Source organism: Haloplanus sp. CK5-1, assembly GCF_037201915.1.
In the GTDB taxonomy this organism is placed as follows: domain Archaea; phylum Halobacteriota; class Halobacteria; order Halobacteriales; family Haloferacaceae; genus Haloplanus; species Haloplanus salilacus.
The window spans coordinates 2,317,524-2,344,038 of the sequence record NZ_CP147505.1 but is presented as its reverse complement, the minus strand read 5'-3'; the positions used below and the strand labels follow the sequence as shown (position 1 = coordinate 2,344,038).

Sequence of the window (26,515 nt, the reverse complement as noted above, 5' to 3'; positions counted from 1 at the left end):
ACGTTGCCGGCAAACACTTTTTATCATAGTAGCATAAGTGTTTGATCGATGAAAGTGGCCGTCTCCGGTAAGGGTGGATCTGGGAAGACAACGATATCCGGGACGCTCTCGCGGGCGTTGGCATCGAAGGGGTACGATGTACTCGCTATCGACGACGACGAGAACCCAAATCTGTCACTAACCGTCGGTGTCCCGCGCGAACAGTCGGTTCCCCCAGTTCCCAATGACCTGCTCGAACGTGTCGAACTACCGAATGGCGAGACAGAACTCGAACTGCGCCAATCCCCCGAAGAGATTATCGAACAGCACGGCACGGAGGCGCCGGACGGGATTCACCTACTGAAGATGGGCGAGGTCGATGACGCCGGCAGCGGGTGTATGTGCCGTGCACACTCCACGGCCCGAGAGGTGCTCTCTGGCGTCGTCGAGACCCGCGAGGAAGTTACCGTCATGGACATGGTCGCCGGTGTCGAACACCTCGGGCGGGGAACGACGAAGGACGTCGATGCCTTGCTCGTCGTCGTCGAGCCGTATTACAAATCGCTGGAGACGGGTCGGCGTACCCGCGACTTGGCTGAGGACCTCGGCATTCCCGAGGTGAACGTCGTCGCGAACAAAGTGCGTGACGACGACGACCGGGAGGCAATCGAGGAGTTCTGCGACAACAACGACCTCACGATTACCTCGGTCGTGCCGTACGACGATGCAGTGAGACGGGCCGATCAAGAAGGCATCGCACCCTACGACTACGACCCGGATGCTCCAGCCGTCACCGCGGTCGGAGACTTGGCGGACGACCTCCTGTCGACGCACGACTGACGATATCGGCCGATTCAGGCGGGTCGGCTGTCAGTAGACCACATCGACGGCCCGTTCGCTGACATATGTCTTCCGAAGGCTCGACTGATATGACGCTCGTACTCCGGTGTGCCGCGCTGGAGGAACTCGAAGACCCGCCCGCGGCGATCAGAGATGCGAGGACTTGGACCCGCTATGTCGGTATCGTCGCCGATGGATCGCCGGAGACACTCCTTGCCGCGCTAGATCGCCGAGACGTGGAGGTCGACTTCGTCGGTGAGGACCCGATCGCGGACCTTGCGAGCGTCCGCCAGCGGTTCCCGACCGAGCGCCACGTCTTCGTCGGCCGATCGGACGAGGACCAACGCACTGCGCGGTCGCTCGGCTTGGAGTTTCTCCCGCTCAGCGAAGCGGCGAGCAAAGCCGGGTGGTCGTATCACTCCGAGGAGTAGCCCCGTTCCAGACGTTCGAGTACCGTGTTGAGAAGGTCGTCGAAGCGATCGGCGACTGCCGGGCTGAATTCGTCGACAGTGAACCCCCACGAATCGTACGCCGGTTCGATGTCGACGACGGTCGAATCGGGAGGGAACTCGCCGAGTGCCTTCGTCGTGATTACGACGTTCTCGACGGTGTTGCTGCCCATCGCACACTCCGCGAGCCGATCGACGATATCGTCTTCCGGAACCGGTATGTCGGTCGTCGGATACGTGTGTATTCGGCCGGGGTCGTCGGATTGGGTGCCAGTGTTCAGCCCGTCGCCCCGCTTGCGAGCGCCGACGATCACGACGGTGTCGTACTCACTGACGGTGATCGTTTGGTATGCCGCAATCGGCGTGTGGCTACAGTCCGCAACGGCGACATCGGGGAGGTCACACGTCGCAAGTCGGTCTGCGACAACGTTGCCGACTGCCAAGTCGCTCAGGTAGGGATACCCCACACCGACGACGAGCTGCGAGGCGCTCCGGTCGCCCGCTATCAATCCGGCCGTCGTTCCGTAGGACCGCCCCTTACTATGTCCGTGCCCACTACCGAGGCGGGGGTGATCGCTGACGGCCTGTCCACGTTCCGCTGCCGCCCGGGGATCGAGCGGTCCTGACTGTGACCTATTGCTATTGCCCATGTATTCAGTCGTCGGCGAGCATCTCTCGGAGCGTGACCTCTGCGGGTTTGTCGTCCGCTCCGGTCGAACAGCCACAGGTCGTCATCGTCACGTTCTCACTGATGGCGTCGTTTCCATCAGCCGTGTACATGTGGACCGTACAGGGCATACACGGATCGAAGCTTCGGACACCGCGCAGGATGTCGATCGCCGAGAAGTCCTCTTCGTCCTCGAACTCCTCGAGGATCGGGGTGTTCATCGCCCCGACTTCGAAGGGGCCGGACTGTCCGAACGGCCCGACCGGCGATGAGTTCCACGTGCTTGGCGTCACGATCTGGTAGTTATCGATGAGACCGTCCTCGAGCGTGAGGTGGTGGGTGAGGAACCCGCGGCCGGCCTCCCAGAACCCGACTCCCCGGTGTGTGCCACTCTTCGGGATCGAGAACTCGTTGTGTACGGCGTCCTCGCCTTGTTTCAACAGTTCGAGCGCTTCGATGAAGCCCGTATAGCACACGAGCGCATGATGAGACAGTGCGTACGCTTTCCCACGGAGACGCTCGGCGGCATTGAGACGCTCCGGGACGTCCCACCGGAGCGTCATCTCTTCGAGCTCAGCTTCGGGTAGGTCGAATTCGATCCCGTCGCCGGTCGGCGTGATGAATGGATTGTCGACCTCCTCGGCAAGGGCGGTGATCCACAGACGGGCGTGTGGACAACACTCCATCGTGTGGCGGTCCCAGCGTGGAGCCGTGCCCCACGTATAGCGTTCCCGCCAGGATTTCCCTTCGGGTTTCGGCCGCGTTTCTTTGTTCCACGGGTGGTACGGGCTGAGTTGATCGCCGGCCGGAGACGTTTCGAACGGCACTTCCTCATCGGTCCAGTCCTCGTAGTAGGCGTGGTCGACGAACTCTTCCATCCCGATATCGATTTCCGTCAGGTTGGTCGTCACCAGTTCGCCGTCGACGATGACTCCCGGCGTTGCGAGGCGGGCGTTCCCCCACTCGTCGGCATCCTCGTACCGGGCGTTGTAGACCTCGGGGTCGTCGTACACGCCGGTTCCGATCATGTTTTTCGGATGTTCGCCGACGTGTTCGAACCCGGGCTGCTCTTCGAGCATGAAATCCATGAGGTCGTCCCAGATGAAGGCAACCTGTTTCGCCCAGTCGAACATGTCGTCCAGCCGGCTGTAGAACTGTGTGAACGAGGACCGCGAGAGGGTCGTCGTCACGCCACCCGGAGCGATGGTCGACGGGTGCGGATACTTGCCAAGCATGAGAGACGCCATTTGGCGGGCATCACGCGTCTTCTCGAGCGCCGAGAGGTAGAGATCGCCCTCCAGCGGATTTAGCCCCTCCATGATATCGCCGATCGTCTCGTAGCCGTGGATATCGGCGTGAGGCGCAGCGGTCTCCCGAGCCGTTGCGAGCAGATCGGGGTTCGTGTCCGCCATCATCGCCGCCGAGTAGTCCGGCCCCGCCAGCAGGTGCAAGTGGAGGGAGTTGTCGTAGAGGAAGGCGGCGGCCTGCCCCATGTTCCGCGCCCAGACCCCCATCGGCGGCGGTTCGACCGGTAGCGCCATCTCGAGTGCCATGGACGAACAGATGGAGTGGACGGCCCCACACACGCCACACGCCCGGCTCGAAAGGTCGATTGCGTCCCGGGGATCGCGGCCTTCGAGAATGATCTCGTAGCCACGGAACAGCGTCGCCTGTGCGTGCGCCTCGCGGACGGTCCGTTCCTCTAGGTCGATGTTGGCGTGGAACGCGAGCGAGCCGGCAACCCTCGTTACCGGGTCGATATCGATGTCGTGAAGTTGTTCTTCGTCTGCGCGGTCGCTGCCGCTCAATCCGGCGCTGTCGGGGTGAGTGGGTTCTTCCTCGCCATCGGTCATCTCGGCGACCCGTTCGGCGGTCGACCGGTGTGTCTCGTCGACGCGGAAAGACGCACCCTCGATTAGTCGGTACGATCCGTCGTCGGCTCGTGTTATCGGCAATTTCTCGAACATCTTCTCACGCTGGGCTACCGTCCACGTCGGCGGTTCGCGCCGTCTCCGCGGCTTCGATTTGCTCCACGATACCGTCGGGGAGCTCCTCGACGATTGCGCCGAACCGCTCTTCAGGGCTCAGTTCGTCGTCGGGGGCGGTGATATCTTCCAAGAAGTCCGTACTACCTTCTTGGGCGGAGTCGGATAGTTGTGCGTTCCCTTCGGCGTCAAACTCTACCGGAAATTTGTCCAAGCACATGGTCAGTCATCACTCGTTCTCTTCCCCGGCCGGCGCTCGAGTCCGCGATCGGGATCGTAGTTCGACCCGCGCTTGAGTTGCCATTGATACATTCGTTCCGTGATGCCAGGATTTTCCCACCGAGTCGACGTATCGAGGTTCTTCATCGATTTGCGACGGAGCCGGGACATGATCCCACCCAGAATCGAGGCGCTCACCGTCGATACTTTTGATCCCGGTGGCTTCTTGAAGAACGGTGTGAACTTGTCGGGGAACCCGGGCATCGTGCAACCGATACACTTGCCCCCCATGTTCATGCACCCGCCGACGCCGGCGATATTCCGCCGAGAGGGCATATTACACTTGACCGTCGGTCCCCAACATCCCTTACTGACGAGACACTTTTCACTCCCGTACTCCTCCGCGAAGTCGCCTTCTTCGTAGTAGCTCCCACGCTCGCAGTTCCGGTGGACCGTTTCGCCGAAGAGCCACTTCGGCCGCCCGAGTTCGTCCAGCTCGGGAGGTGGGCCGAATCCGCCGACGTGCAAGAGCAGGTGGGCGACCGTCTCGATGAAATTGTCCCCGACGGGCGCACATCCGGGCACGTTGATCACCGGTAGATCCAGCTCGCTTCGGTAGTCACGCCCCAGGTAGTCCATCGTGCCCATCGCATCCGTGACGTTCCCCTGGGCAGCGGGCACGCCGCCCCACGTCGCGCACGTCCCAATAGCGATGACGGCTGCGGCACCGGGTGCGAGTCGGTCGAGCCAGTCGACCGTTGTGACCGGGTCGCCCTGTTCGTCTTTCCCCATCGACACCCAGTAGCCGTCGCCGTCGATGAGGCGTTCGTTCGGAACGCTCCCCTCGACGACGACGATGTACGGGTCGCGTTCGCCGGCTACGGCGTCCCGCATCCCGTCGACATAGGCCGTTCCGGATTCGACGGCGAGTTCGTGGTGATGGAGGTTTATTTGCGGCAGGTGAGGAACATGTCCGCGTAGGAGATCCTCTATCGGCGGATCCGTTGCCCCGAGCGTCGATATCGAACAGCCGTCACAGGCTTCGCCGGGGAGCCAGAATACGTCGATACTGTCGAGCTCCGTCGCTTCGGAGGCGGCGTCAGCCTCCGGTGTCTTGCCACCTGCACTCATGGATGACGCTCGTATTTCCACAATATTAAACATGTAGGCAAAATGAGTCAGCGAGCCAGACTTACTGGCGAAGGAGTTCGTCGACGATCCGCTCGACCTGATCCGCAGCTTTCGGCACCGCGTCTTGGACCGGAGGACTCAGTTGGTCGGTGAGTTCGTCAGTGTCGGTCGGCTCGCAACCAACGACGACGACGACGTCCGGCAGGACGCCGAGTGCCTCGCCCAACACGAGAATTTTCGATGGATCGGTCTGGTGCATGTCCGCCGCGAAGCTTGCGACCTCGCGGTCGGAATACTGGTCGATATCCGGAACCGACGCCCGACTGACGCTGACCGTCCCGGGGTCGTCACCCGTTTCCATCGCATCGACGAGAACGAACGCGTCGTATCCGTCGAGCAACTCTTGAGCCATACTGACACCGGAGATACCGACTTCGACGACATCGACCGAAGCCGGAAAATTCCGATCGTCGAGTGCGTCCGACACTGCCACCCCGAACCCGTCATCACCCCGCAAGAGATTGCCCATGCACGCGACCAGTATCTCCATGCTACGTCTATCGGCGGAGCCCGCTCTTGGCTCTTGTCCCGGTATCGTTGGATATCGGCTGGCGACGGCCGTGCTCGCGAAACGCGAGTCCGACGGTAGTTTTTTCACTTTTCCTCGCTACCAACTCACATGGGATCCGAGTCGAACGGCGATCAGCTGGACGCCGTAGTGCTCCGCGACGAGATTCTTGAAGCGACGTACTGGATGCTCCGGGAGGAGGATATTTCGGACACGATCGAAGCGACTGATCTCACCGCGTTTCTCGATGCAACGGATGACGACATCCGTCTGGTGTTCGACCGACTGGAGGATGACGAGTTGTTCGAACGCGCTGCGGACGGATACGAATTGACCGACCGTGGCGAGTACGAGGCCAAGCGTCGCTTTGCCGATACGTTCGGCCACATGGAGGAGGGGCACTCGCACGCCGAGTGTGGTCCCGATTGCTGGTGTCACAACCCCGAGGCGGACGAGGAGGACGTGTGCCCGACCGCGCCAGCACCGGAGTGATCCAATCGACGTAATTACAGTTGAACAAGGCGAAAGCCCACGACTTCAGTCGTAGGATAAAGCCGACAACCAGCGAAACGTTGAATGTCGAGGCGCTCGTCGGTTGTGCTACCGAGTCTCGGGTAAGGATATGCACGCCAACGAGGCGGTAGATGAAGCCCGCTATTCGAGTCGGGGGCCGTACTGGCACGGCCCACAACCCCACCGTCAGCGAGTGGGGAACCTCTCCGTCGTAGGCCCGGTCTGTGACCGGAACCCCACGGCTTTAACCGTGGGAGGATGTCAGACCACTGCCCAGTCGAGGTGGTTTCAGACATGAGTGACTCGGAGATACTCTACGCCCTTCCACAGTTTCGTGAACGACTCCGGAGTAACGGGGCTCTGCGTGTCTCCGACGCCGTCGAACACGATGTCAGTGGGGTCGTCTACCACCACCGTGGCGCACGCATCCCTGGACACGAAGCGACATTCGTTTGGGAAGACGACCGATTCAGTATCGAAGTCGACGCCGTCGGCAACCGACACGCGTGGGTCGTCTTCGAGGACGACGCCGGCTGGGACGTGTTTATCGGCCGACTTGCCGGGGACCCGCCGTTCGTCGCGTGGATGTGCGACGACGAGTTCGAAACCGAGGAAGCAGACGTGGTGACGGACAAGGCTGAAGCGATGGGATATGGCCGGTTCTCGTTCGGGTGTTATCTGCATAGCGAGTCGACGTGGCGACAGAAGTTCCGGCGTGCGTCAATGTCCTCTGCGCCGTTTTTCCTCAATCGCCCGGACGGTCGGACTACGATACCCGACCGCATGGAGACGCCCGGGGACGCCGTCCCGTCCGAACTGCGTGGCGGGGACCCGCCGGCGCATCTTGGTATCGACCGTGCGAACGTTGGACGCGGGTGACGATGGTCTCGATTATTCGAGAAACGAATCCAACTCTTCGAGTGCGTACTCCCGCAGTTCTACGGTTCGATCGGCCAGTTGATCGAACGTCTCGACCGGAGCGCCGAGTCGGAGTTTCAGCCAGATGTCGCCGTCCGCCTCGATGAACGACAGCGTTTCCACATGTGGCGTCGGATTGTCGAACTCCGTGGCAGCGAAGGCCTGAATCTCCTGTTCCAGTTCGGCCTCAAACGCGGTCGGCACGATATCAGCTGCCTCGTCGGGCAGGCGCAACTCGTCGGGTAAGCGCGCACACAGTTCGAGTGCCGAAATGTACGCTTCGGTATCGGCTCCACCGAGACGCGTTGAGGCCGGTGTCCGGGCGTCGTTCGGTTTACCCGCCGTCACGTCCGGTTGCATCTCGTGTGACGGGGGCCGACCGCCGGTCTCGAATTCGGGAATATCATCTACCGAGGGCTTCTCCCACTTCGGGTCTTTCGGCTCGGACGCTCCCGAATCTGAGACGTCAACGTTGGTTTTCTCTTCGTTTCCAGTGCTTTCCGCGCTCGACGTGTCCGAGTCACCGGTGTCCACCTCGGAATCGTCATCCCGGTCAGTCATCGATTCGTGTTTCGTAACTGGAGAATATGAGTCTGTGGTGCGTCCGAAGCGATATCCGCGTCAGTGTGGGCAAACTCCGAAGAGAACAGTGGGGCCGTTCGCCCGGGAGCGCTCTGTGGTATCCTCCGGCGTGTCGGCGATTTCTCACTGGCTGTCGGTTTTTGGCCAGCATCGTGCATCCGATTCAACGAGGCCCAGTAGCAGTCGACGTCGGTCGTCCACCTCCACAATCGAGTTGGTAAACTCCTCGTCCGAGACAGTCGGTCGCGTTAAGTTAGAGGATGAGGCGGACGAGTTCCGAGTGTCTATGCCAGAATTCGACCGCCTCAACGGATGTATCGAGTGGATCGACTTGTCGTTTGTGGAGCGAAAGCGGACTCCCGAGTGGGCGATTCAAGTGGGCATCCGGTGTCATCTCGCAGGTATGTCAACAAGGGATGCCAGTCAGTTTCTCGATGAGTTGGGAGTCAAACGTAGTCACGTCGCGGTTCACAACTGGGTGCACAAGGCCGATCTACAGCCGATGTCGACGGTGAGTGCGGATCAACTTGCGGTTGACGAGAAAGTGATCCGCATCAACGGCGACGACTACTGGCTGTACGGTGCCGTCGATCCTCAAACAAACGAAATCCTGCAGTTCAGGCTGTTTCCAGCGACAACGAAACAGACGACGCGATGGTTTCTGACCGAACTTCATCGACGATATCGGCTAGATGGCGTCGAATTTCTCGTCGATGACGCCGATTACTTGGTGAACGTCCTCGACGAAGACGGGTACCGATTCCAGATGATTTCACACGGGAATCGGAATGCCATCGAACGTGTCTTTTGGGAGATAGAACGACGAACCTCATCGTTCGCAACTAGTTTCAGCCATGTCGAACCGCAGACAGCAGAATCGTGGCTCAAAGCCCTCGCCGTCCGGCACAACTCACGCCAAAGTTAACGCGACCCGTTATTTACACCGTCTACTTGATTATCGATAGTATTCAATGAACTCTCATCAAAAATTTCATCTCCCTTAATCTGACCATCTGATTGCCGGATGGCATTATACGATCCTGCTGGGAGATTAACGATTCGTCCCTGCTTCGTTCCTGCCTTACATCCTGCCCTCACTGAGATTTCGATATCTGAGATCTCGATAGAGTCACCGGCGACATGTGTGAGTTTGACGATCCCACCACTGTTTCCATCTTGGGGAAGAAATGAACCAGTTGACTGAGCAACATTCGGTGCAGGGCCATCGAGATCTCCTGTAAAGTCAAGGACAAACACCGAAATAGTTGCGGCTAAAACAACCACAATTGCGACCATGAGAATGGTTGAAATCACAGGAGTCACAGCGCGATCCTGCTGATTCATCATCGAATCTGTTTTCTACTAAATTAAATAATCTTGGGGATTCCCTGCTGAACTCATCCTCTATATTCAGCACGGAGATCGTCTCAGTTGCCGAGAATTTCGACAGGATCCCTATTCGGGTATCTCGTAACAACAGAAGTCCGTCGCCCCGCATGCTGGACACGAGTCGGTCTCCGGGGAGACAGTCAGCCCACAGTGACAGCACTCAACGATGACCGTTGACTCGGTCTCAAAGAGTACTCGAGTGAGTACTGTCCGGAGACCCATCGTCTGAAAGTCAGCTGCGAGGGAATTAGTTGTGGCGACTGAGCGGAATTTACAGACAGCGGTGCATCGTCAATACGATGCCACACAAGGCTTACACCCACTCATTGCCCTACGCTCAGTTGGAAGGGATATGTCACACGCACCCTTCCCTCCCCTAATGACCAGCGATGCACCACTCGGACGCTGTCCGAAGTGTGGTGAGGGGCTCACTAGTGCATACGTCTTGGTCGAATACGAGAAAGACGACGGAACGACCGGGATTTGGGCAGAATGCCCGATCTGTGACGAAGTCGTGAGTCCTCAGTAAGGACTTACAGCGATGAGCGACGATCGTGGGAGTTACCCCACTAATCAGTCGACAATTCAGATTGTGGGGTAACTGCTGGTCATAAAATTCTACCGTGCCTATTCCACCTATCTCACCTATTCTAACTATTGTATCGTCTGACGCACTTTTACATATATGCCGCGAGATAGCCTCTGTAACAAGAATAGGTACAATAGGTAGAGTATCCACATAGCGTGCGATAGGTTGGAATCTCACCTATTGCACCTATTGTACCTATTCTTGACGAGAGACCACCATGTCCCAGAATTCAGAAGACACGGCAACACAACCTCGCGCAGTCTCCGTAGCACTCCAGAAAGGCGGTGTTGGGAAGACAACACTCGCAATCAACATCGCTGAGCGGTTACACGAACGAGGACATCGTGTCCTCTTAGTCGATCTTGACCAGCAGGGAAACGCAACCGAAGGCGTTGGGCTTCGAGACGCATACGATGCTGAGACGCATCTCGGGGACGTCTTCGGTGATGACGCGACAGCAACACTCAACGACATCATCCGAGAGACAGAGTGGTTCGACGTGATTCCGGCAAACCGAGACTTCGACGCGCTTGAAGACCGGATCCGGACGACGACATTCGCTGAGACGTGGGTCCGCAAGCACGTTGTTGAAGCAGTCCTCGGAGACCGGTACGACTACGTCGTAATCGACTCGCCACCAAATCTCGGCGCACTCTCAGATGCTTCACTGATCGCCTCCCAGAACGTAATCGTACCACTCCAAATGAGTGAGCCGAGTATCTCCGGACTAGAGCGGATGGTCGAAGACCAGATTGCTCCTCTCCGCCAACAACTGGATATCAATATCCTCGCGCTGGTTCCGAACCGTCTCGAAGGTGACAACGAAGAACGACGGATTATCACAGATATCGAGACGTCGCCATTCGCAGAGAATCTCCCAGCATTCGGTCGATCAGATCACTTCGACAACCCCGACTCTCCTGGACCGGGGATCCGGAAACGAATTGCCTTCCGTCGGGCGTGGCGAGAAGGCAAGCCAGTCGCGGCCTACGACAGCGAGTGCGACCAACTGGAGCGGCTTGATGAACTGGCAGCAATCGTCGAGCGAGGTGGTATCGATGCCTGATGAGAGTCGATTCAACGGGATCAGTGAGGCACTCGAAGGCGATGACGATCAGGCCAACGATGCCGACGATGAAACAGCCGGAGCTGACTCGACGCGTGACACGACCACTGAGGAGCCGCCCAACGCCGCCACGCCGGCCGACGAGAAGCCAACCGAGCAGTCAGACGACACGCCAGCATTCACATTCGACGAGACGACACAGCGTCCGCTCTATGCTCGTGAATCGGCATGGGAGGCGTTTGAAGATACACTCGATCTTGATGTTGGCATGGTCCTCCGTCGTGAATACGGCGTCCGAGATGTTCCAAAGCGTGAACTCCACGATGCTGCCCTCCGAGTTGTTGCGAACCACCCTGAGGAAGTCGCGACAGCACTGCTCAAAGGACGCGGGATCGACATCGACGGTAGTAACCCCGAGTAACCATGCCAGAGTGTCAGAACTGCGGTGCGCATGTCACCGAACAATACGTCCGCGTGTTCACGCCCGACAACGTCGATGCTCCGCGTGCCTGTCCCCACTGTGAGGACATGACTCGCAGCGGGAGCAAACCAAGGGAATCGCGAACGTAACTGGATCAAGCCGCTTTGTCCAGAAGGAGACAGTGACCAGAAGACGGATCAGGCGTCCACTCGCTTAGAGTATTAAGACACAGGCGACCAATGACCACTGACTCGAGGATTACGGATGACCTGCCGACTGGGACGGTGATCACGCTCACGTGTGAGGACGAGTGGTGGGTAGCGAAAGACGAGGATACTGGCGTCGTCAGCCAGGGGAAAAATCGCCAGGATGCCCTCGAAAACCTTGATGAAGCACTCCAAGGCTACCACGGAGAAGGCGAGCCTCCAAGCGAAGACGAGCTCCGCGAGTTAGGGATCGACCCTGAACAGAATACGTCAGGGTCACTCGATGGCTCGACGATCTTCGACTGACGCTGGAGGTCGTATTCGGCATTCTCCGGGAAAGTGGCAACGTACGCGAGGCGACCATGCGATCCTCCGCTGGGAGCCACCCGAAGATCACGATGCAGAGGCCCGGACTGTGCCCGTTCCACTCCACGACGAAATCAGTGAGGGCACGCTTCGAGATATTGCTGATCAGGCCGGTGCGAAAGACTACCAAGAATTCAAAGCATGGATTGACCAGAATCGGTAGAAGTTACTCAGGCTTTGGGAGTGTCGAAGCATATAGCCCCGCGGTGGAGTACGTCGCCGGGGGAGGGACTAAATTCACCACAGCCCGAGCGTGAGAGTTCCTTGATATGCAGCTCGTCGGTATCGTCAGTATAGCCATAGATGATCAAGGGCTGGTCTGCAAAGCCGTTTCCGTCGAAATTCTCGACGCTCATGGACGATTACCCCGAAAAAGAAGGGCGGCTAACGATGCAGCCAGACTGATACGCTCGGGCGAGAAAATACGGGACTGAATACGGCACCGCCAACACACGAAAGGACGAGGAACGAGAGCACCCGTAGCAACCGCACAGGGGCTGTGTGCCGAGACGCGAGCCGACGCGAGGAGCGCTCGGATGTCGACGGAGCGAAGCTGCTGTTTTTCGCCCGCACGATTGTCCCTCATCGGGGTTGGCGTCCCGTCTGCTCACAGGTCAAAATGACTTGCAGAATGCCGAATAGAAGGCCCCGACATCGTCGTATCGATTCTCAGGAGTCGGCGACATCGCGGTCGTCAGGACTTCCGCGGCTGCGTCTGGCAGCTCGCCTGCCACGGTCGGTGCAATCAGGTCCCCCATTTTGATCGCCTCCGGTAAGTTTGTCGTGTCGGTGAATGGCTTGGCTTCACAGAACAGCCAGTATGCGAGCGCGCCGAGTTGATACACACTAGTCCGTGGCGAGACCGTCCCGTCGATTTGTTCGGGCGCAGTAAATGGCGTGACGAACGGTTTCTCGGTCACCTTTCCGACGCTCCACTCGACACCCCAGTTTGCGAGCGCACCGCGATATCCCGACTGATCGGGGACGAGCTGAATGTTCTCAGGCCGGACACCTATTGTCGACATCTCCGTTTGTCGTGCAGCCATCAGCGCTGAACTGATATCATCGAGCAGACTCAGTCGTTTCTCGGCGGGCAGATCGTGGCCACGCTCAGCTAAGGTGTCCGCGTGTGACTGATAGACGATCCAGGGCGCCGGTTCAAGACCGAATTCCAAGACTGTGGCAACGTATGGTCTGTCAGCGAGTCCATTCCAAGACGTGATGATCGTTGCCATCGTCTCAACAGCCGGTTCTATTGACCGGTAGTCCGGTGCCAATGCGACAATCCGGGCTGTCCGCTCATCCGCCCAGGGTGATTCATATCGATGGAGTGGCCCATCGTCATCGATGATAGTCACTTTTGTGACATCAGGAACGGACGCCCCGAGCGCACTCGGTGTGGCTTGATTGACCGATTCACTATCAGCCGTTTCGTCGGAGTCATCGGTGTCGACGGGTGCTCGTGCGTTTGTGAACCGTACACCCGACGTCGTGATGTCGTGCCGCAAGAACCGATGGTCACGTGTATCACCGGCTGTTCCGTTCTGATCGTAGCTCGTTAAGTGCTTGAAATCGTATTCTTCCTGGACGACTAGAGCGTACTCACAGGCCGCTTGGTACGTGTCCTCAGTGCCAAAGACGAAATGACTTGCTTCCGGGACGACCACCCATGCATCCTGTAGCGGGTCGTATTGCACGGTGAGATCCTCGAAAATCGGATTCCAGTAGATCGTCCCGACACTATCGGGTTCATGCCAGCGAAGCAAGCACGGATGGGTCTCCGCCTCCATCGTTTCTTTGCCGGCACGCAGCGCATCCATCTGCCGATCGTGCGTTGAGAGCGTCTCTCCATCGTGGGTCCCGCCGCGGAACAGCTCGACTACCCAGAGGCGACCCTTTTTGATGACGCCTAATGGGGGATTACAGGAGGGTGGTTCGATATACTTCGGCGCGCACACGTCGCTCCGACTAATCTGTTCCTTCATCGCTGTCTGGTGATTAGATGCTATCAGATGGCAGTCGATTCATACATATGAACTTTTGCATGATCCAAACGTGAGTGTTTCAATAGTGCAAAATTGACATCCTCCTCCGCGTAAACGCGGAGGAATCCTGAGCGTTGGAGATTTCAGGTTTGCAGTTCCACCGAACCCCGGCACGGTGAGAATCCGTGTGGGGTTCACGGACTGTAGCGGGTGGGACTGCTGGGAGTGCCAAGCCCCCGGTACTCCTATCCTCCGTCGTGTTCGGACTCCCGAAGTTGTTTTTGCCTTGGGGAGTCCGGCAGACTTCAACGGACTCGGAGTTACTTTCTGTGGTGCTTTCAAACAGTCGGGCACCGCATCGATTCATTATAGGAACCGACCGTTCACCTGACTAGTTCCGATTATTGTCTCATTGCTTGGGGCGGACAGGCCGCCATCGTAGGACTGGAGGGAATCGCTCGGTTCCCAGCCTGATTCCTACGTATACATAGAACTACCTGTCACTTTAAATTACGGATTGTCAAATATCAGAGTGGCTATCGCAGCGTAGATCGACTCCGAGTTGTCGGATTCATCCTGCGGCTGAAGCCGCAGGTTTTCTTCTTGATTCTGTATAACGTTGATTTACCCACCGCTAAAGCGGTGGGCTTGCCAGTGGACTCTCGTTCTGCCGACCCGGGTGTGTCGGACGCCACGTCAGTCGCGTTCACGAACATAATCCCTGACTTCAGGGTGTACTGACAGAACGCCCCTCCAGCAGGGGACATCTGCTCCTGCTGGAGTTGCAACGCGAGTTTGCGGGCCACGTTTTCGCCGCCTTGTAGTCGGCATTACCTGAGTGCGAACAGTCCAAGCAGGCAAAGCGTTGTCCGTCACGGCAACGACAAATCGAAGCCACCACGACGTGCTGCAGCAGTTCGACATCGGGCAGCGCGGAGATCGTGCCACCGCGGTAGCCCGGGAGCGCGCTCCACAAAACAGTAAATAAATATGCGTTGTCTCAGAGAATATCGATAATAGGCGAGGAATCGGAATCGATCAGCTACCTATCGGCCGACGACATCCACGCCATTCACGAGCTGATCGTGGATGTAATGCAGAGACCACCGCCGGGGTGGCCTCGCCAGGCGATATCGAATACGCCGTGGAACACGTTCAGGAAGGCCAGTTCGGTCAGGGCCCCGAATTGCTCCACGAGAAGGCCTTCCAACTGCTCCGGCTCATTGCGGTCAATCATCCGTTCGTTGATGACAATAAGCGAACGGCACTCATATCGACCCCGGTTTTCTACGCGCTGAATGGGCTGCGCTTCGACTACGACCGGGAGATCAAAGAGATTTTGAAGGCGTTCGCGACGGATGAGTCCAGCGTCGATGCGGACAACGTGCTCGCGTATCTGCGGGCGCACACAGAACCGCTGGCACCGGAATACGAGGCGATCATCAATTTGTGGCTGGCCCGTATCGAGGGAGCGGAGCAGCTCCCGGCGGACCGCGACACCGGCGAGCAGGAATCCCACGAACCGAACGATTATGACTAGGACCCCCGTAGTGAGGAATAAGCATGGCCGCTGAAAGCGAGCCGCCCGAGATTCCCGATGAGCTGTCCGCCGAGGAAGCGCGACAATATCTCATCCGGTTCCTCGGCCGCCAAGACCTCAACGAACACGCGGGCATCTACGAGGAACTCGTGACTGAATAGGACTCCGCCAAGCTGGGAGTTCTAGGTGTGCTACAACGGTATTATGGCTTCTCGCAAAACCAGACCGTTCTAATCCAGTGCGAAGGCGAGATCGACGATCGGTTTTCCCGTTCGCGCTGGAACACCGTCAACGCATATGGACGTAACCGAGGAGGCGGTTCGAGATATCTGTACGGACGCGGTCTTCGAACGTGGCGAACGATATCTCACTGAGAGCCGTATCCACGAAATACACTGCATCGGTACCACCGTAACCGCCATCGTGAGCGGTAGCCGCCAGTACGATGTCCGTGTTGACCTCGCCACCGACGGGTTTGCCCCGTGGTGTGATTGTCCGTACGACGGGCCGGGAGCGTGCAAGCACGTCGTTGCCGTGTTGCTTCGGTGTGCTGACGACCCACCGCCAGACGAAGGCGATCAACTCGACGCCGCACTTAACGGCGCCGACGCCGACGAACTCCGCGCGTTCCTGCGTGACGCACTCGCGACCGATGCGGATCTTCGCGCCCGGTTTCTCGCCCGAGTCGGTGAGCCGACGAGACAGTCGGCTGACGAGCTTCGCGCCTCGATCGATCGGCGGTTCAAAGAGACAAACCCTGAGTACCACGTTGTCTTCGAGCCCATCGACTTCACGCAGTGGTTCGATCTCGCAAACGAGTACCGCGAGCAGGGGCGGTACGCGTCGGCGGCGACCGTCTACCGGGCACTTGTCGAGTCGCTCGACGACAATATGGAGCGCGTCGACGGCGCGTACGACCACTTCTCGAGTGCGTTCAGTCGGGCACTCAACGGGTACGTCGACTGTGTCGCGACCACGGAGCGCGACGCTGATGCTGTCACTGACGCCGTCACATTCCTTGAGGAGCGGGTGACATCGGGAACGCCGTTCCTCGCGGAACACTTCGAGAAGGCAGCAGTCGAGCTTCGAGAGAAGCTGGGCGAGCAGTCCGACGAATAGCTGTGTCGCCCTCGATGACGCCTGCACGTTCGACGATCACGAGAATTAGTTTGTGTCGCGGTCGAGGGTGTCATAGAACAGTTCGCATACCAAAGAGCAGGGTGAACGCTGAGGTGGAATGAGTTCAGCGACCCTGCAAGATGATCCTTCGGTAGAATCGTTCTTCAATGCCGTGGAAACGGAGACGTTGGCGTTGTTCGAGCACCTCTCCTTCGAGTTTCTTGAAGGGTTCGACGTGTTCGCCCCGGCGGAGACGGGGCGAACACGAGATCTTGAGCCGCCCGAGATGATGCGTGGCTTTCTCCATTGCTATTACAAGAACATCGACGGTATCCGTCCGGTTGCACGAGAACTGAACAACACCGTTGTCTGGCTCAGCTGTAGCTTCGATCGACCGCCGTCGAGAGACGCGGTCGATCGATTCCTCACTGATCTTGAGCACGTTGTTGACCGGGTCTTCGACCATCTCGTCGAGCAGGCCGCCTTGCGGGGCCTGCTCGACTTGACGTATTCTATCGATTCAACCGACGTGAGAGCGATGCCCGCCGATCCAGACGCATCGAAGTGCTATGATCCAACCGATGACGAGTACTACTACGGCTACGGCTGCACGATCGTCTCAACCGGGCAAAAGATCCCGATTGCAGCCGAGTTCACCGAGAGCAAACAAGCACCAGAAGAGACGGCGATGCGCGTCACGCGTGACGCGCTCGCCGTCGGGAAACCGATGTGGATGCTTGGAGACAGTGCCTACGACACGCTCGACTGGCACGACCACCTGCTGGCCGCAGGGGTCGTGCCAGTCGCTCCGTACAATCCACGAAACACCGACGACCCGAAAGATATCGAGTACAGGGTAGAAGACCGCATTGAAAAACACAGCAACGACGTTCAGCTGAAGCAATCAACGCTAGACGAGACGTACAACCGCCGGAGTGGCGTCGAACGAACCAACGAATCAGTCAAGGGCTGCGGCCTCGGGCGAACGCACGCCCGAGGCCGCGTCCATGCACGAGCGCAGGTGTTCCTCGCGTTGTGTCTGCGCCTCGTCGTCGCAATCACCAACTACGAACGCGGAGACAATCCGGGAAGCACAATCATCACGGTGTGAGAAGAGTTCTATGACACCCTCAGATTTGACTATTCATACCGTCTATTTGGGCGCGTCAGGTGTGACAATTGCGGATTGAAACTGTGATGGTGAACCCCTGCACAGCGGAATAACCACAGTGCGATCATCAGTGGTCATGGTCGTGATTGTGACTTGATATTTGCGAGCTTTGATCGGCAAATTCCGTCGGTTCATCTTCGAACGCGCGCTTGCAAGTCTTCGAGCAAAAATAGTACGTCGTCCCATCGCGGGACGCACTCGCGCCCTCATCGTCGGTTCGCATCCCGCACACCGGATCACGATACTGGCCCGGTGCGCCGAGTCCCCGCCGGTAAACGTAGAGAAGGAATCCAGAAAGCGCGAAGGCGACGAGGTTGAGGTAGAACGTGTAGTTGAGTTCGAAGTACGTCTGCTCGGTCGCAGTTTCACCGCTGGCCAGATCCGGGACGATGCCGAGCGCGTCGAATAGCAGTTCCATGAGGAAGCCGGTGAACGCCATCGTGACGAAGAAGACACCGAGGATGTAGAGCATAATCTTCCAGCCGTAGTACTTCCGGTAGACGTTCAACACGGGAATCGTGATGAGGTCGGCGTAGACGAACGCGATGACGCCCGCGAAGCTGATGCCGCCGCCCCAGAGCGCGACGGCGAACGGGACGTTACCCATACTGCCGACGAAGCTGATGACAGCGATTGCGACGCCCATAATCGCGTTCTCGGCAGTCACGAGCAGGCCGTCGCCCTGAATGAACAGCGTGTTCCACACCCACTGGGGGACGAAGACGATAACGAACCCGGAGATGAGAAAGCCCGCGACGACGTCCTTCCAAATCATCGACCACTCCTTGCGATACTGATTCCCGATCTTGTACCACCCACCCCACGACAGCAACTCCTCGCGCCACCCACCGCTACTCGACGCCTCCTGACGGTAGGTCTCCAGACACCCTTCCGAGCAGAATTTGAGCGTCTCACCGCCGTCAGTCGTGAGGGTGTACTCGTCTTTGCCCTCCATCCCGCAGGTGAGGTCCTCCGTGATGCCCGATGCGTGATCGCGCTCGTTGAGCGTTTCTCGAACTTCGCTAAACAGGTTCTCAGGAAGCGTGAGGTGAACGATGACCGCCATGACGGCGATGAGGATGAGGCCGCCGAGCAGCTCTGCGAGAAGGAATTCCCACCCTAGCAGGATCAGGATCATCAACCCGAGTTCGACGATGAGGTTCGTTGAGGCGAACATGAACGCGAGGAAGTTCACCGCGTGGGCACCCTTCTTGAACAACCCCTTCCCGATGGCGACGGCTCCGAAACTACAGCCACTACTCGCCGCCCCGAATGCGGTCGCCTTGGTGAGACCGTTCAGATCACCATCGCCCAAGAGTTGGGCCATTCGCTCCTTGGAGACGTAGACCTGGACGAGACTCGTGATGACGAGCCCCATGATGATCGCCCACGCGGCGGTCCAGAGGAAACCGACGCCGATCCGCAACGACTCGAAGATTCCATCGACGAGGGCGGCTTGCATACCTAGACTATCGCAGCCATCTATTTTGTCATTTGTTCTTAAGAAATCGAGGCAGTGGGCGGAGTAAATCTTGCATTCAAAGGTATTGGGCATTATCGACGATGTGGACTGTACGGTACTGCTCGCGGAGAAACACCGCGACCGTGGCCTCCTCGAACGGCTGTTCTGAGCGGCGGGAAGTCCCGCTACCCTCTCGGGAGTCTACACCTCGGAAATCGTTCTGCCACTGGGCTGGGTCGAGTTCGTTATCGCTCCCGAAAGCCCGCTGTCTCGGTCGCCGTTATAGTCCCTGAACTCACACATCGGCGAAAATCATGTGTTCCTACCGTGGTCGGTCCGGTCACCCAACGGCAACGTGGAGTTCCTGTAACCAAAGCCCACTAACTCTCATTTTTGCTGGGGGGACAGTCGACCGTGATTGGGGGACGTTCAATCGGCCAATGATTAGCAGCCATGCGCCACGCCGTAGAGGTAGCGAACCAGGGGACGAAACCGCCATCGGTCGGAATCGTTCAGTGGCTGAACGAAATCAACGCCAGTGCGTTCAGAGACGACGACATCGACGTTCACCCCGCCGTTGTCGTGCGATTACGAGCGAGAAACCGGCGATGGGCGCTGCAGGCGCTCGGTCGGTCGGTGAACGAAGCCCCTTGCTGGGTCTGAAACGGTCGAAATCGGGGGTGCTGAATACACGCGAAAACACCGCTGGGAAGATGTCACAGTCGTACGACGGCTCACCACGCGCTTGTAGAAAGAATAGTACGAACTCCAGCGATCACCCGGTGGCCGTCATCAGTATAACCACGGTAGCTAGCGCTCTGCAGACGTGTGTGCTGGTAGGTTCTCCATGTGGAACGTCGCTTCTTGGGAAGTCCCGCTCCCACTGTGTAGGCTCCATAGCTGAGAACTGCTAGTGAGTCATCGCGGCGACGCATCAGATACATGCAGACCATCTGCCATGAACGGCGTGACCGATACAGAGACTGAGTTCGGCAGTTGTTCGTGGAAGCAGGTTAGTTCTTCAGAGACCTTGACCGAGGACGGAGTCTTCGGCACTCGCAAAGACGACGAGGGCCGTGATTTCATCCTCGATGTCAAAAAAGTCGTGTTCGGCTCCCCGTTCCACATAGACTATGTCGCCCTCGTCGACAGCATACCGCTCATCTTCAACGTGGACCATTCCTGACCCGGAGATGATGAAGTAGAGTTCGTCAGTTTTGTGGGCTGTCTTTGGCTCAGGATTAGGGTACTGTGCAAGTTCGACGCTCAGAGCGTCCTTGCTCAGTACTTCCAAGTAGTTCGTGTTTTCCTGTTCAAGTTGGTCGACTAAGTCGCTCGTCGAAACGTGGGTCATCAGGAGAACCAATCCGTTCCATATCGGATGAATACTGTGATTCCTTGCACAAGCCGTCGCTGTCAAGATCGTGCCCTCAATCTGTCACAATCGTATTGACTGCTCCATCCCGTGTCAGAAGCGGCGTACAAGATGTAGAGCGTGAAGTCAGCAGAGCGGAATCGCTGAATCGCGCTAACAATCCCGATACACCTTTCATCATTGCATTTCAACTGTTAGCTATCTTATGAGGTGGCTTGCTTTCGTGAGTACCACGGTTAGAGGGATAGACCGCGACGATATCGTCGGAGCGGGGACAGCGATCGTGATTATCTAGAAGGGCGCGGTCGGGGCTCCATCGTCCTCTCCGCCGCTTTCCCCGGTGTCGGTTGTTTCTCCAGGGAATGACGGGCTCTTGCCGCCGTGGCCACTCCCGCCACCACCGCCGGTATTTGCGTGAACGGTCTCTATTTCGGCAATCTCATTCACCATCCGTTTCTTGATAGCCTGGATCGTCATCGGAGAGATACCGCACCCGCTGCACGCACCCCCCAGCTGGATGGACACCTCGCCGCTTTCCCGGTCAAGGTTCTGAATCGCTGCCGATCCCCCGTGCATCTCGATTTGTGGGAAGTTCTTCTGTAGGAAAGTCCCGATTTCCTCGCGCAGGTCCTCCTCACTTTTTGCTTGGGAACTCATACCACTCTGTTTCGACTCTGGCCGTATAACTCTGAATCAACATGATTTTTTGATTTGTTCCAAAGTGACATCAGCAGCGGTATAATTGGTGCCCCGACCCTCGAGTGGCCGGGGGGAGGCGATGTAATCCCTGCCAGGTCCGGCCACTGAATCTTTTATTTCTTCCGCCCGTCGATCCAGTGATGACCGAATTCGACCCGGAGAAATTCGAAGACAAATACGTCCATTACTTCGAAGAACTGGAGACGGCATACTCGAACGCGTATCAGCAACTCCACGGGCAGGCTAACTCAGAGATTCTCCGCGCTATCGACCGGCAGGTGCTCAACGAGAGTGAACCGGTCTACGAGGGCGATGGACAATTCCGTATCACCTTACCTGACGATATTGAAGAGCGGAAACAGACCTTGCCCGGCGACGAGGAGGCTTTTGATGCCCTTCTCACTGAATTCGTTGACCGGATCGAAGATGAATTGCGCCAGATCTTCGGATTTGAAGAGTAAGCGCGGGGTAGGGTTCCCTTGATCTGGAGGGCGATAAGAAAGTCGCTCTTGTGGCGTAGATTGTTGGTGAGGACCTCGTACATCGGGTGAGTCCCCTGAGACTCCTCGTTCAACCGGTTTCGCCCCAGTTGTGGAGCGATTGATCGCGTAGTTCAGCCCTTAGAAAATCACCAGGCGACTCTCCACTAATTGCCGCAATCTATGACACCGAATCGCTGTTCCAAATCACTCCAGAGAAGCTGTTCGAGCGGAATTTAGCAAATACCCCCTTCTGATAGTGACCCGAGTAGCCGCGTAACTCGCCGTGATGGTGAGTGCAATACGTCGCGTTCACCAACCTTCGGCGAGAGAAGGACTCTTCCAGTCCGCTCGATACGTCCAATGAGTCCGCCAGAGTCAAATATAAACATCGGACAGTTCGCTTCGAACTTCCTCGATCTGCAGTATCGTGAAGTGATGATGGTCCTCGCGACGGCGGCCGTCATGACGAGCTCCGTCGTCTTCTTCCCCGGCTTCGAGAATTTGGGGAAAGGGATTCAATCCGATGTTTCTATCGGATTGCTGGGCTTGTTCGTCCTGGTCGCTATCGTTGCGGGCATCGTCAAGGGGATGGTCGGGTTCGGATACGCCCTGATCACGACCCCGATCTTTGCGTCGGTGATCGACCCGACGTTCGCCGTGGTCATCCTGACCATCCCGCCGTGGATGATAAACATGTTTCAGATCGGCGAGACCGACACTGGGATCGCGTTTCTCCGTACGGAATGGCTCCTCGTCTTACTGGCAATCGTCGGGTCCGTGCTCGGCGTCGTGTTTCTCGCGGAGTTCAGTACGGGTCCAGTGGTGCCATTCCTCATCGGGCTCGTGATCTTTGGCTACGTTGTCTTCCAGATCGTCCAAGACTTCGTGACGGTCGAACGATCCCACAATCCAGTCGCGCTTGGTTCGGCTGGTTTCCTCGAAGGGTTCTTGCTGGCCGTCGCGAACCTCGGCCCACTGCTCCCGGCGTACTTCCATACGTTCGAGCGAGACACCGAGCGGTACATCGGCGGCCTCTCGATGGTCCTCGGCGTCATATTCACAGTCCGAATCTTCCAGATGGCGCTGTTCACGGACCTGTTGACATCCTATCGGCTGTGGCTCGGATCGGTGATTGCGGTCGTCACCATCGTCGGCCTCCTGCTCGGAACATACCTTCGCCGTCTCGAAGTGGACGAGGAGAAGTTCAACTGGTTCGTCGTCGCGTTGCTGTTCGTCATCTCACTCAATATCTTCCGGAATACGATTCCTGCGCTCTTCCTGTGAGACAGGCGAGATTTAGGGGACCGACGTTACCGGTGGCACCGCAATGAACCGATCCGAACGTGCTCTTCGCAGGTGCTGTTGTCTGGCATGATGTTATCGAGACGAAAGGCAGCAAATCCCGGATCGGGGAGTGTCGTCGTCTACGCGATTCAGAACACCTGCACTGCTGATCAGAGCGTCTGCGCATCCACGATAGTTCGACACGACACCGGCTGGGACAGCGGGCGAACGGTGAACCGACATGTCAGTATCTATCATCGCTCAGTAGAACTCCCGGACGAGGTCCATCGCGTCGTCCGGGGCGCCGTCGGGAATGTCGGCCATGTTCTCTGTGAGTCCTTCGCGCTGTTCCCAGGGGATGGAGTTCTCGTCTCGGTAAATGATGCCCTGATACTCGTTGTCGGCGTCGAGGATGGCATCTTTAGCATCGTCGTGGTCGGTGGGGTCGTGGTCGCTTTCTTGTAGGTCGACGATGGAGTCTCTGAAGTAGTCGTAGGTGTCCACGTCGTTGAACGTGACACACGGTGAATAGACGTTGACGAAGCCGAAGCCGTCGTGTTCGACCGCCTGCTGGACGATTTCGGTGTGGCGCTGTGCGTCCGACGAGAACGACTGGGCAATGAACGTCCCGCCGGCAGCCAGCGCGAGCGCGAGTGGGTTGACCGGCGGCTGTTTCGGCCCATCGGGCGTCGTCGACGTCTCGAAGTCCTCACGCGACGTCGGCGAGGCTTGACCTTTCGTCAGCCCGTAGATGCGGTTATCCATGACGACGTAGCTCATATCGACGTTGCGGCGGACGGCGTGGATGAAGTGGCCCGCACCGATGGAGTACCCGTCACCGTCACCACCGGCGACCATGACCTCCAGGTTCGGGTTGGCCAACTTCGTACCGATACCGACGGGGAGCGCGCGGCCGTGAACGCCGTGGAGCGCGTAGCTGTGCATGTAGGTGCCGATCTTCCCCGAGCACCCGATACCAGCGACGACGAACGTGTTGTCCGGGTCATTGCCGGTGTTTGCGAGCGCTTTCATCATCCCGTTCATCGTCCCGAAATCACCGCAGCCGGGACACCAGGTTGGCTGCTTGTCGGATTTGAAGTCGGTGAATCTGACGTCTGAGCTCATTTTGTTATCCTCTCTGTCTCCCAATCTTGACAGCCGGATTCGCCGGCGTATTGTTTCTCATTCCCGGTCACCAGTCGCTCAAGTGATTGCTTGTCATCACTTCGATTGTTTGGGTGTATTGGGATCTACTCGTTCAATTCCTGCGTCAGCGAGTTCGGTTTTCACTGCCGGGGGAAGCGTTTCGAGTGTCTCGTCTACTTGTGGAGCAACTGATATACCGTCGACTCTCAGTGCCACTAACTTTCCACGATTGCCCTGTGCGGCGACCTCGAATTCGAACGGGCGATCTCGTTCGTCGAGCGCATACACCCAGACTTTCGAGAGGCCGTTTGCGCTCTCCCAGTGAGCGCTGTTGAGGACGCTGAGACCCCCTGCAGGGGGAACACACGGCGAGCCACACGCCTGGCACTGGCCTGGATGAGGCGAGGTGCCAACGTACTCGTAGTCGGTCCCGCACCGGTAACACTGTAATGTCAGAATCATCGTCAGCGCACCTCCTCTCGGGGGTCAGAGCCTCCCAGCACGTCCCGGGTCAACGTCGATGGCGTCGACAGGGCAGACATCAACACAGAGCATACAGTCGATGCACTGGTCCTCGTAGGTGGGATCGGCCTTGATTTCGGACTCGGGGTGGCCAGGGGTATCGGTCCACTCGAACACGTCGACGGGGCAGTCCTCCAGACAGGCCCCGTCCGCAATACAGATGTCGAAATCCACTGCGACATGGGTTCCGTGGATGCCCTGTTTGTCCTCCGTTGGTTCCTCGCCATCTGTTGTCCATACCCGGTGGTCCTCGTGGCGGTCAACTTCCTCGTGGGTGTTCTCGAAATTCGGATCGATAGCCATCGAGATATCCTCTCGTACGTTGTGTAGCGTTCAGCCGACTTGGTCACTACCCGAGCGATCCCTCCATCTCGATTTCGATGAGCCGGTTCATTTCGACCGCGTACTCGATGGGCAGTTCCTCCGTGAGCGGCTCAATGAACCCCGAGACGATCATCTGCTTGGCGTCGTCGTCGTCCAGCCCACGTGATTCGAGGTAGAAGACGTCCTCGTCGCCGATCTTCCCGACCGTCGCCTCGTGGGCGACGTCGACCTTGTTCTCCTGGATCTCCATGTACGGCATCGTGTCCGACGTCGACTCGTTGTCGAACATCAGGGCGTCACACTCCACGCTGGTCGAGGAGTTCTCGGCGCCGTCGGCCATGTGGACCAGCCCGCGATAGTTCGTGCGGCCGCCGTCTTTCGAGATGGACTTGGACTCGATAGTCGACTTCGTGTCAGGCGCGTTGTGGTAGACCTTCGCGCCGGTGTCGATGTTCTGTCCTTCGCCAGCCATGGCGATGGTGATGTGGTTGTCCGTCGCACCGGGGCCCTTGAGGATGGTCGACGGGTACAACATCGTGGCTTTCGAGCCCATCGACCCCGACACCCACTCCATGGTGGCGTCCTTTTCGGCGAGGGCGCGTTTGGTGTTGAGGTTGTAGGTGTTCTTCGACCAGTTCTGGACCGTCGAGTACTGGACGTGGGCGTTCTCCTTGACGAACACCTCGACGCCGCCGCTGTGGAGATTGAACGCCGAGTACTTCGGCGCGGAACAGCCCTCGATATAGTGCACTTCGGAGTTCTCCTCGGCGACGATGAGGGTGTGCTCGAACTGCCCCATCCCCTCGGAGTTCATCCGGAAGTACGCCTGGACAGGCATGTCGACGTTCGTGTCCTCGGGGACGTAGACGAACGAGCCGCCCGACCAGATCGCGCCGTGGAGCGCCGCGAACTTGTTGTCGCTGGGCGGCACGGCCTTGGTCATGAAGTACTCCTTGACGATATCTTCATGCTCTTGGACGGCCTTGTCCATGTCACAGAAGATGACGCCCTTGTCCTCCCAGCGCTCTTGCATGTTCTGGTAGACGATTTCGGACTCGTACTGGGCGCCGACGCCCGAGAGGGCGTTCTTCTCGGCCTCGGGGATGCCCAGCTTGTCGAAGGTGTCCTGAATCTCCTCGGGAAGGTCTTCCCAGTTCTCGGCGCCGCCGCGCGTCTCGATGTCCGGGCGAATGTAGGGGACGATTTCGTCGATGTCGACCTCGCTCAGGTCCGGCTGACCGGGCCAGTCGGTTGGCATCGGCATCTCCTGGAACTGCTTCAGCGCTCGTAGCCGGCGCTGGAGCATCCACTCGGGCTCGTCTTTGTCTTCCGAGATCAGGCGGATCGTCTCCTCGGTGAGCCCTTTCTCAGCCTCGAAGGCCGACTTCTCCTCCTTCTTGAACTCGAAGCGAGCTTCGGTATCGGTGTCCTGAAGATGGTCTTGTTCTGAACTCATGAACTTAGGTTGAGACTCTGGGCTCATAAGTTTGATTCATAACTATCTTTGATAGCCATCTG

The 26,515-nt window shown here is 58.1% G+C and carries 31 protein-coding genes; 16 read left to right on the top strand and 15 right to left on the bottom strand.

Going from position 1 to position 26,515, the window contains the following annotated elements:
* The first annotated feature begins 48 nt into the window (after positions 1-48).
* The gene (locus NBT81_RS12435) at positions 49-819 is read left to right on the top strand and encodes an AAA family ATPase (protein WP_338738992.1); all 771 of its coding nucleotides are present in this window, start codon (positions 49-51) and stop codon (positions 817-819) included.
* A gap of 89 nt (positions 820-908) precedes the next feature.
* Positions 909-1,250 carry a DUF7124 domain-containing protein gene (locus NBT81_RS12430; RefSeq protein ID WP_338738990.1) on the top strand — a complete coding sequence of 114 codons (342 nt, stop codon included), beginning with the start codon at positions 909-911 and terminating at the stop codon, positions 1,248-1,250.
* On the opposite strand, the gene NBT81_RS12425 is transcribed toward NBT81_RS12430, so the two are convergent.
* The 5 genes from NBT81_RS12425 to NBT81_RS12405 all read right to left on the bottom strand — a co-directional run bounded on the left by NBT81_RS12425 (position 1,235) and on the right by NBT81_RS12405 (position 5,820).
* Entirely contained in the window at positions 1,235-1,735 is a 501-nt protein-coding gene (locus NBT81_RS12425; RefSeq protein ID WP_338738988.1) for a hypothetical protein, read from the bottom strand. The genes NBT81_RS12430 and NBT81_RS12425 overlap by 16 nt on opposite strands.
* A gap of 187 nt (positions 1,736-1,922) precedes the next feature.
* Positions 1,923-3,902, bottom strand: coding sequence for a nickel-dependent hydrogenase large subunit (locus NBT81_RS12420; protein ID WP_338738986.1), 1,980 nt, complete (start codon positions 3,900-3,902; stop codon positions 1,923-1,925).
* 4 nt (positions 3,903-3,906) lie between these two features.
* Complete coding sequence (locus NBT81_RS12415) at positions 3,907-4,053, bottom strand: hypothetical protein (protein WP_338738984.1); 147 nt, start codon at positions 4,051-4,053, stop codon at positions 3,907-3,909.
* 89 nt (positions 4,054-4,142) lie between these two features.
* Positions 4,143-5,270 (bottom strand): hypothetical protein, encoded by a 1,128-nt coding sequence (locus NBT81_RS12410; protein ID WP_338738982.1) that lies wholly within the window; start codon positions 5,268-5,270, stop codon positions 4,143-4,145.
* Positions 5,271-5,331: 61 nt separating this feature from the next.
* Positions 5,332-5,820, bottom strand: a complete 489-nt coding sequence (locus tag NBT81_RS12405; protein WP_338738980.1) for a hydrogenase maturation protease — start codon at positions 5,818-5,820, stop codon at positions 5,332-5,334.
* A gap of 129 nt (positions 5,821-5,949) precedes the next feature.
* Between NBT81_RS12405 and NBT81_RS12400 the strand changes: the two genes are divergently transcribed.
* A complete protein-coding gene (locus tag NBT81_RS12400) occupies positions 5,950-6,330 on the top strand; it encodes a hypothetical protein (protein WP_338738978.1) in 381 nt (126 codons plus the stop codon).
* Between the two features lie 315 nt (positions 6,331-6,645).
* Positions 6,646-7,230: a hypothetical protein gene (locus NBT81_RS12395; RefSeq protein WP_338738976.1), complete on the top strand. Its 585-nt coding sequence runs from the start codon at positions 6,646-6,648 to the stop codon at positions 7,228-7,230.
* Between the two features lie 12 nt (positions 7,231-7,242).
* Here the strand turns inward: NBT81_RS12395 and NBT81_RS12390 are convergent, their stop codons facing one another.
* A complete protein-coding gene (locus NBT81_RS12390; protein ID WP_338738974.1) occupies positions 7,243-7,830 on the bottom strand; it encodes a hypothetical protein in 588 nt (195 codons plus the stop codon).
* A gap of 307 nt (positions 7,831-8,137) precedes the next feature.
* Here NBT81_RS12390 and NBT81_RS12385 point away from each other — a divergent pair, with 307 nt between their 5' ends.
* Positions 8,138-8,776 (top strand): IS6 family transposase, encoded by a 639-nt coding sequence (locus tag NBT81_RS12385; RefSeq protein WP_338738973.1) that lies wholly within the window; start codon positions 8,138-8,140, stop codon positions 8,774-8,776.
* On the opposite strand, the gene NBT81_RS12380 is transcribed toward NBT81_RS12385, so the two are convergent.
* A complete protein-coding gene (locus NBT81_RS12380; protein ID WP_338738971.1) occupies positions 8,773-9,195 on the bottom strand; it encodes a type IV pilin N-terminal domain-containing protein in 423 nt (140 codons plus the stop codon). The two genes, NBT81_RS12385 and NBT81_RS12380, sit on opposite strands and share 4 nt — an antisense overlap.
* A gap of 851 nt (positions 9,196-10,046) precedes the next feature.
* Between NBT81_RS12380 and NBT81_RS12375 the strand changes: the two genes are divergently transcribed.
* The 5 genes from NBT81_RS12375 to NBT81_RS12360 all read left to right on the top strand — a co-directional run bounded on the left by NBT81_RS12375 (position 10,047) and on the right by NBT81_RS12360 (position 12,051).
* Positions 10,047-10,895 (top strand): ParA family protein, encoded by an 849-nt coding sequence (locus tag NBT81_RS12375; RefSeq protein ID WP_338738969.1) that lies wholly within the window; start codon positions 10,047-10,049, stop codon positions 10,893-10,895.
* Complete coding sequence (locus NBT81_RS12370) at positions 10,888-11,316, top strand: hypothetical protein (protein WP_338738967.1); 429 nt, start codon at positions 10,888-10,890, stop codon at positions 11,314-11,316. The genes NBT81_RS12375 and NBT81_RS12370 overlap by 8 nt, the downstream gene beginning before the upstream one ends.
* 2 nt (positions 11,317-11,318) lie before the next feature.
* On the top strand, positions 11,319-11,465 hold the full coding sequence (locus NBT81_RS17365) for a DUF7563 family protein (protein ID WP_420191951.1): 147 nt from the start codon (positions 11,319-11,321) through the stop codon (positions 11,463-11,465).
* Positions 11,466-11,555: 90 nt separating this feature from the next.
* Positions 11,556-11,828: a type II toxin-antitoxin system HicB family antitoxin gene (locus NBT81_RS12365; RefSeq protein WP_338738965.1), complete on the top strand. Its 273-nt coding sequence runs from the start codon at positions 11,556-11,558 to the stop codon at positions 11,826-11,828.
* Positions 11,806-12,051 (top strand): type II toxin-antitoxin system HicA family toxin, encoded by a 246-nt coding sequence (locus tag NBT81_RS12360; RefSeq protein ID WP_338738963.1) that lies wholly within the window; start codon positions 11,806-11,808, stop codon positions 12,049-12,051. The genes NBT81_RS12365 and NBT81_RS12360 overlap by 23 nt, the downstream gene beginning before the upstream one ends.
* Before the next feature lie 7 nt (positions 12,052-12,058).
* Here the strand turns inward: NBT81_RS12360 and NBT81_RS12355 are convergent, their stop codons facing one another.
* Positions 12,059-12,244 carry a hypothetical protein gene (locus NBT81_RS12355; protein WP_338738961.1) on the bottom strand — a complete coding sequence of 62 codons (186 nt, stop codon included), beginning with the start codon at positions 12,242-12,244 and terminating at the stop codon, positions 12,059-12,061.
* Between the two features lie 258 nt (positions 12,245-12,502).
* Positions 12,503-13,873 carry a hypothetical protein gene (locus tag NBT81_RS12350; RefSeq protein WP_338738959.1) on the bottom strand — a complete coding sequence of 457 codons (1,371 nt, stop codon included), beginning with the start codon at positions 13,871-13,873 and terminating at the stop codon, positions 12,503-12,505.
* A gap of 1,114 nt (positions 13,874-14,987) precedes the next feature.
* On the opposite strand from NBT81_RS12350, the gene NBT81_RS12345 reads away from it, so the two are divergent.
* From NBT81_RS12345 to NBT81_RS12330, 4 genes are all read left to right on the top strand, one after another.
* Positions 14,988-15,413: a type II toxin-antitoxin system death-on-curing family toxin gene (locus tag NBT81_RS12345; RefSeq protein WP_338738957.1), complete on the top strand. Its 426-nt coding sequence runs from the start codon at positions 14,988-14,990 to the stop codon at positions 15,411-15,413.
* Between the two features lie 23 nt (positions 15,414-15,436).
* Positions 15,437-15,574 carry a hypothetical protein gene (locus tag NBT81_RS12340; protein WP_338738955.1) on the top strand — a complete coding sequence of 46 codons (138 nt, stop codon included), beginning with the start codon at positions 15,437-15,439 and terminating at the stop codon, positions 15,572-15,574.
* Between the two features lie 136 nt (positions 15,575-15,710).
* Positions 15,711-16,532, top strand: a complete 822-nt coding sequence (locus NBT81_RS12335; protein WP_338738953.1) for an SWIM zinc finger family protein — start codon at positions 15,711-15,713, stop codon at positions 16,530-16,532.
* Positions 16,533-16,650: 118 nt separating this feature from the next.
* Positions 16,651-17,643, top strand: coding sequence for a transposase (locus NBT81_RS12330; RefSeq protein ID WP_338738951.1), 993 nt, complete (start codon positions 16,651-16,653; stop codon positions 17,641-17,643).
* Positions 17,644-17,770: 127 nt separating this feature from the next.
* Here the strand turns inward: NBT81_RS12330 and NBT81_RS12325 are convergent, their stop codons facing one another.
* From NBT81_RS12325 to NBT81_RS12315, 3 genes are all read right to left on the bottom strand, one after another.
* Complete coding sequence (locus NBT81_RS12325) at positions 17,771-19,165, bottom strand: permease (RefSeq protein ID WP_338738950.1); 1,395 nt, start codon at positions 19,163-19,165, stop codon at positions 17,771-17,773.
* 1,021 nt (positions 19,166-20,186) lie between these two features.
* Positions 20,187-20,519 carry a cupin domain-containing protein gene (locus tag NBT81_RS12320; protein WP_338738948.1) on the bottom strand — a complete coding sequence of 111 codons (333 nt, stop codon included), beginning with the start codon at positions 20,517-20,519 and terminating at the stop codon, positions 20,187-20,189.
* 312 nt (positions 20,520-20,831) lie between these two features.
* Entirely contained in the window at positions 20,832-21,197 is a 366-nt protein-coding gene (locus NBT81_RS12315; protein ID WP_338738946.1) for a NifU family protein, read from the bottom strand.
* 182 nt (positions 21,198-21,379) lie between these two features.
* Between NBT81_RS12315 and NBT81_RS12310 the strand changes: the two genes are divergently transcribed.
* A complete protein-coding gene (locus NBT81_RS12310) occupies positions 21,380-21,700 on the top strand; it encodes a DUF5783 family protein (RefSeq protein ID WP_425498655.1) in 321 nt (106 codons plus the stop codon).
* A gap of 381 nt (positions 21,701-22,081) precedes the next feature.
* Positions 22,082-23,005 (top strand): sulfite exporter TauE/SafE family protein, encoded by a 924-nt coding sequence (locus NBT81_RS12305; protein WP_338738942.1) that lies wholly within the window; start codon positions 22,082-22,084, stop codon positions 23,003-23,005.
* Positions 23,006-23,266: 261 nt separating this feature from the next.
* Here the strand turns inward: NBT81_RS12305 and NBT81_RS12300 are convergent, their stop codons facing one another.
* The 3 genes from NBT81_RS12300 to sufB all read right to left on the bottom strand — a co-directional run bounded on the left by NBT81_RS12300 (position 23,267) and on the right by sufB (position 26,453).
* On the bottom strand, positions 23,267-24,130 hold the full coding sequence (locus NBT81_RS12300; RefSeq protein ID WP_338738940.1) for a 2-oxoacid:ferredoxin oxidoreductase subunit beta: 864 nt from the start codon (positions 24,128-24,130) through the stop codon (positions 23,267-23,269).
* A gap of 507 nt (positions 24,131-24,637) precedes the next feature.
* The gene (locus NBT81_RS12295) at positions 24,638-24,976 is read right to left on the bottom strand and encodes a ferredoxin family protein (RefSeq protein WP_338738938.1); all 339 of its coding nucleotides are present in this window, start codon (positions 24,974-24,976) and stop codon (positions 24,638-24,640) included.
* A 46-nt stretch (positions 24,977-25,022) separates the two neighbouring features.
* A complete protein-coding gene (gene sufB, locus NBT81_RS12290; protein ID WP_338738936.1) occupies positions 25,023-26,453 on the bottom strand; it encodes a Fe-S cluster assembly protein SufB in 1,431 nt (476 codons plus the stop codon).
* Positions 26,454-26,515: the final 62 nt, after the last annotated feature.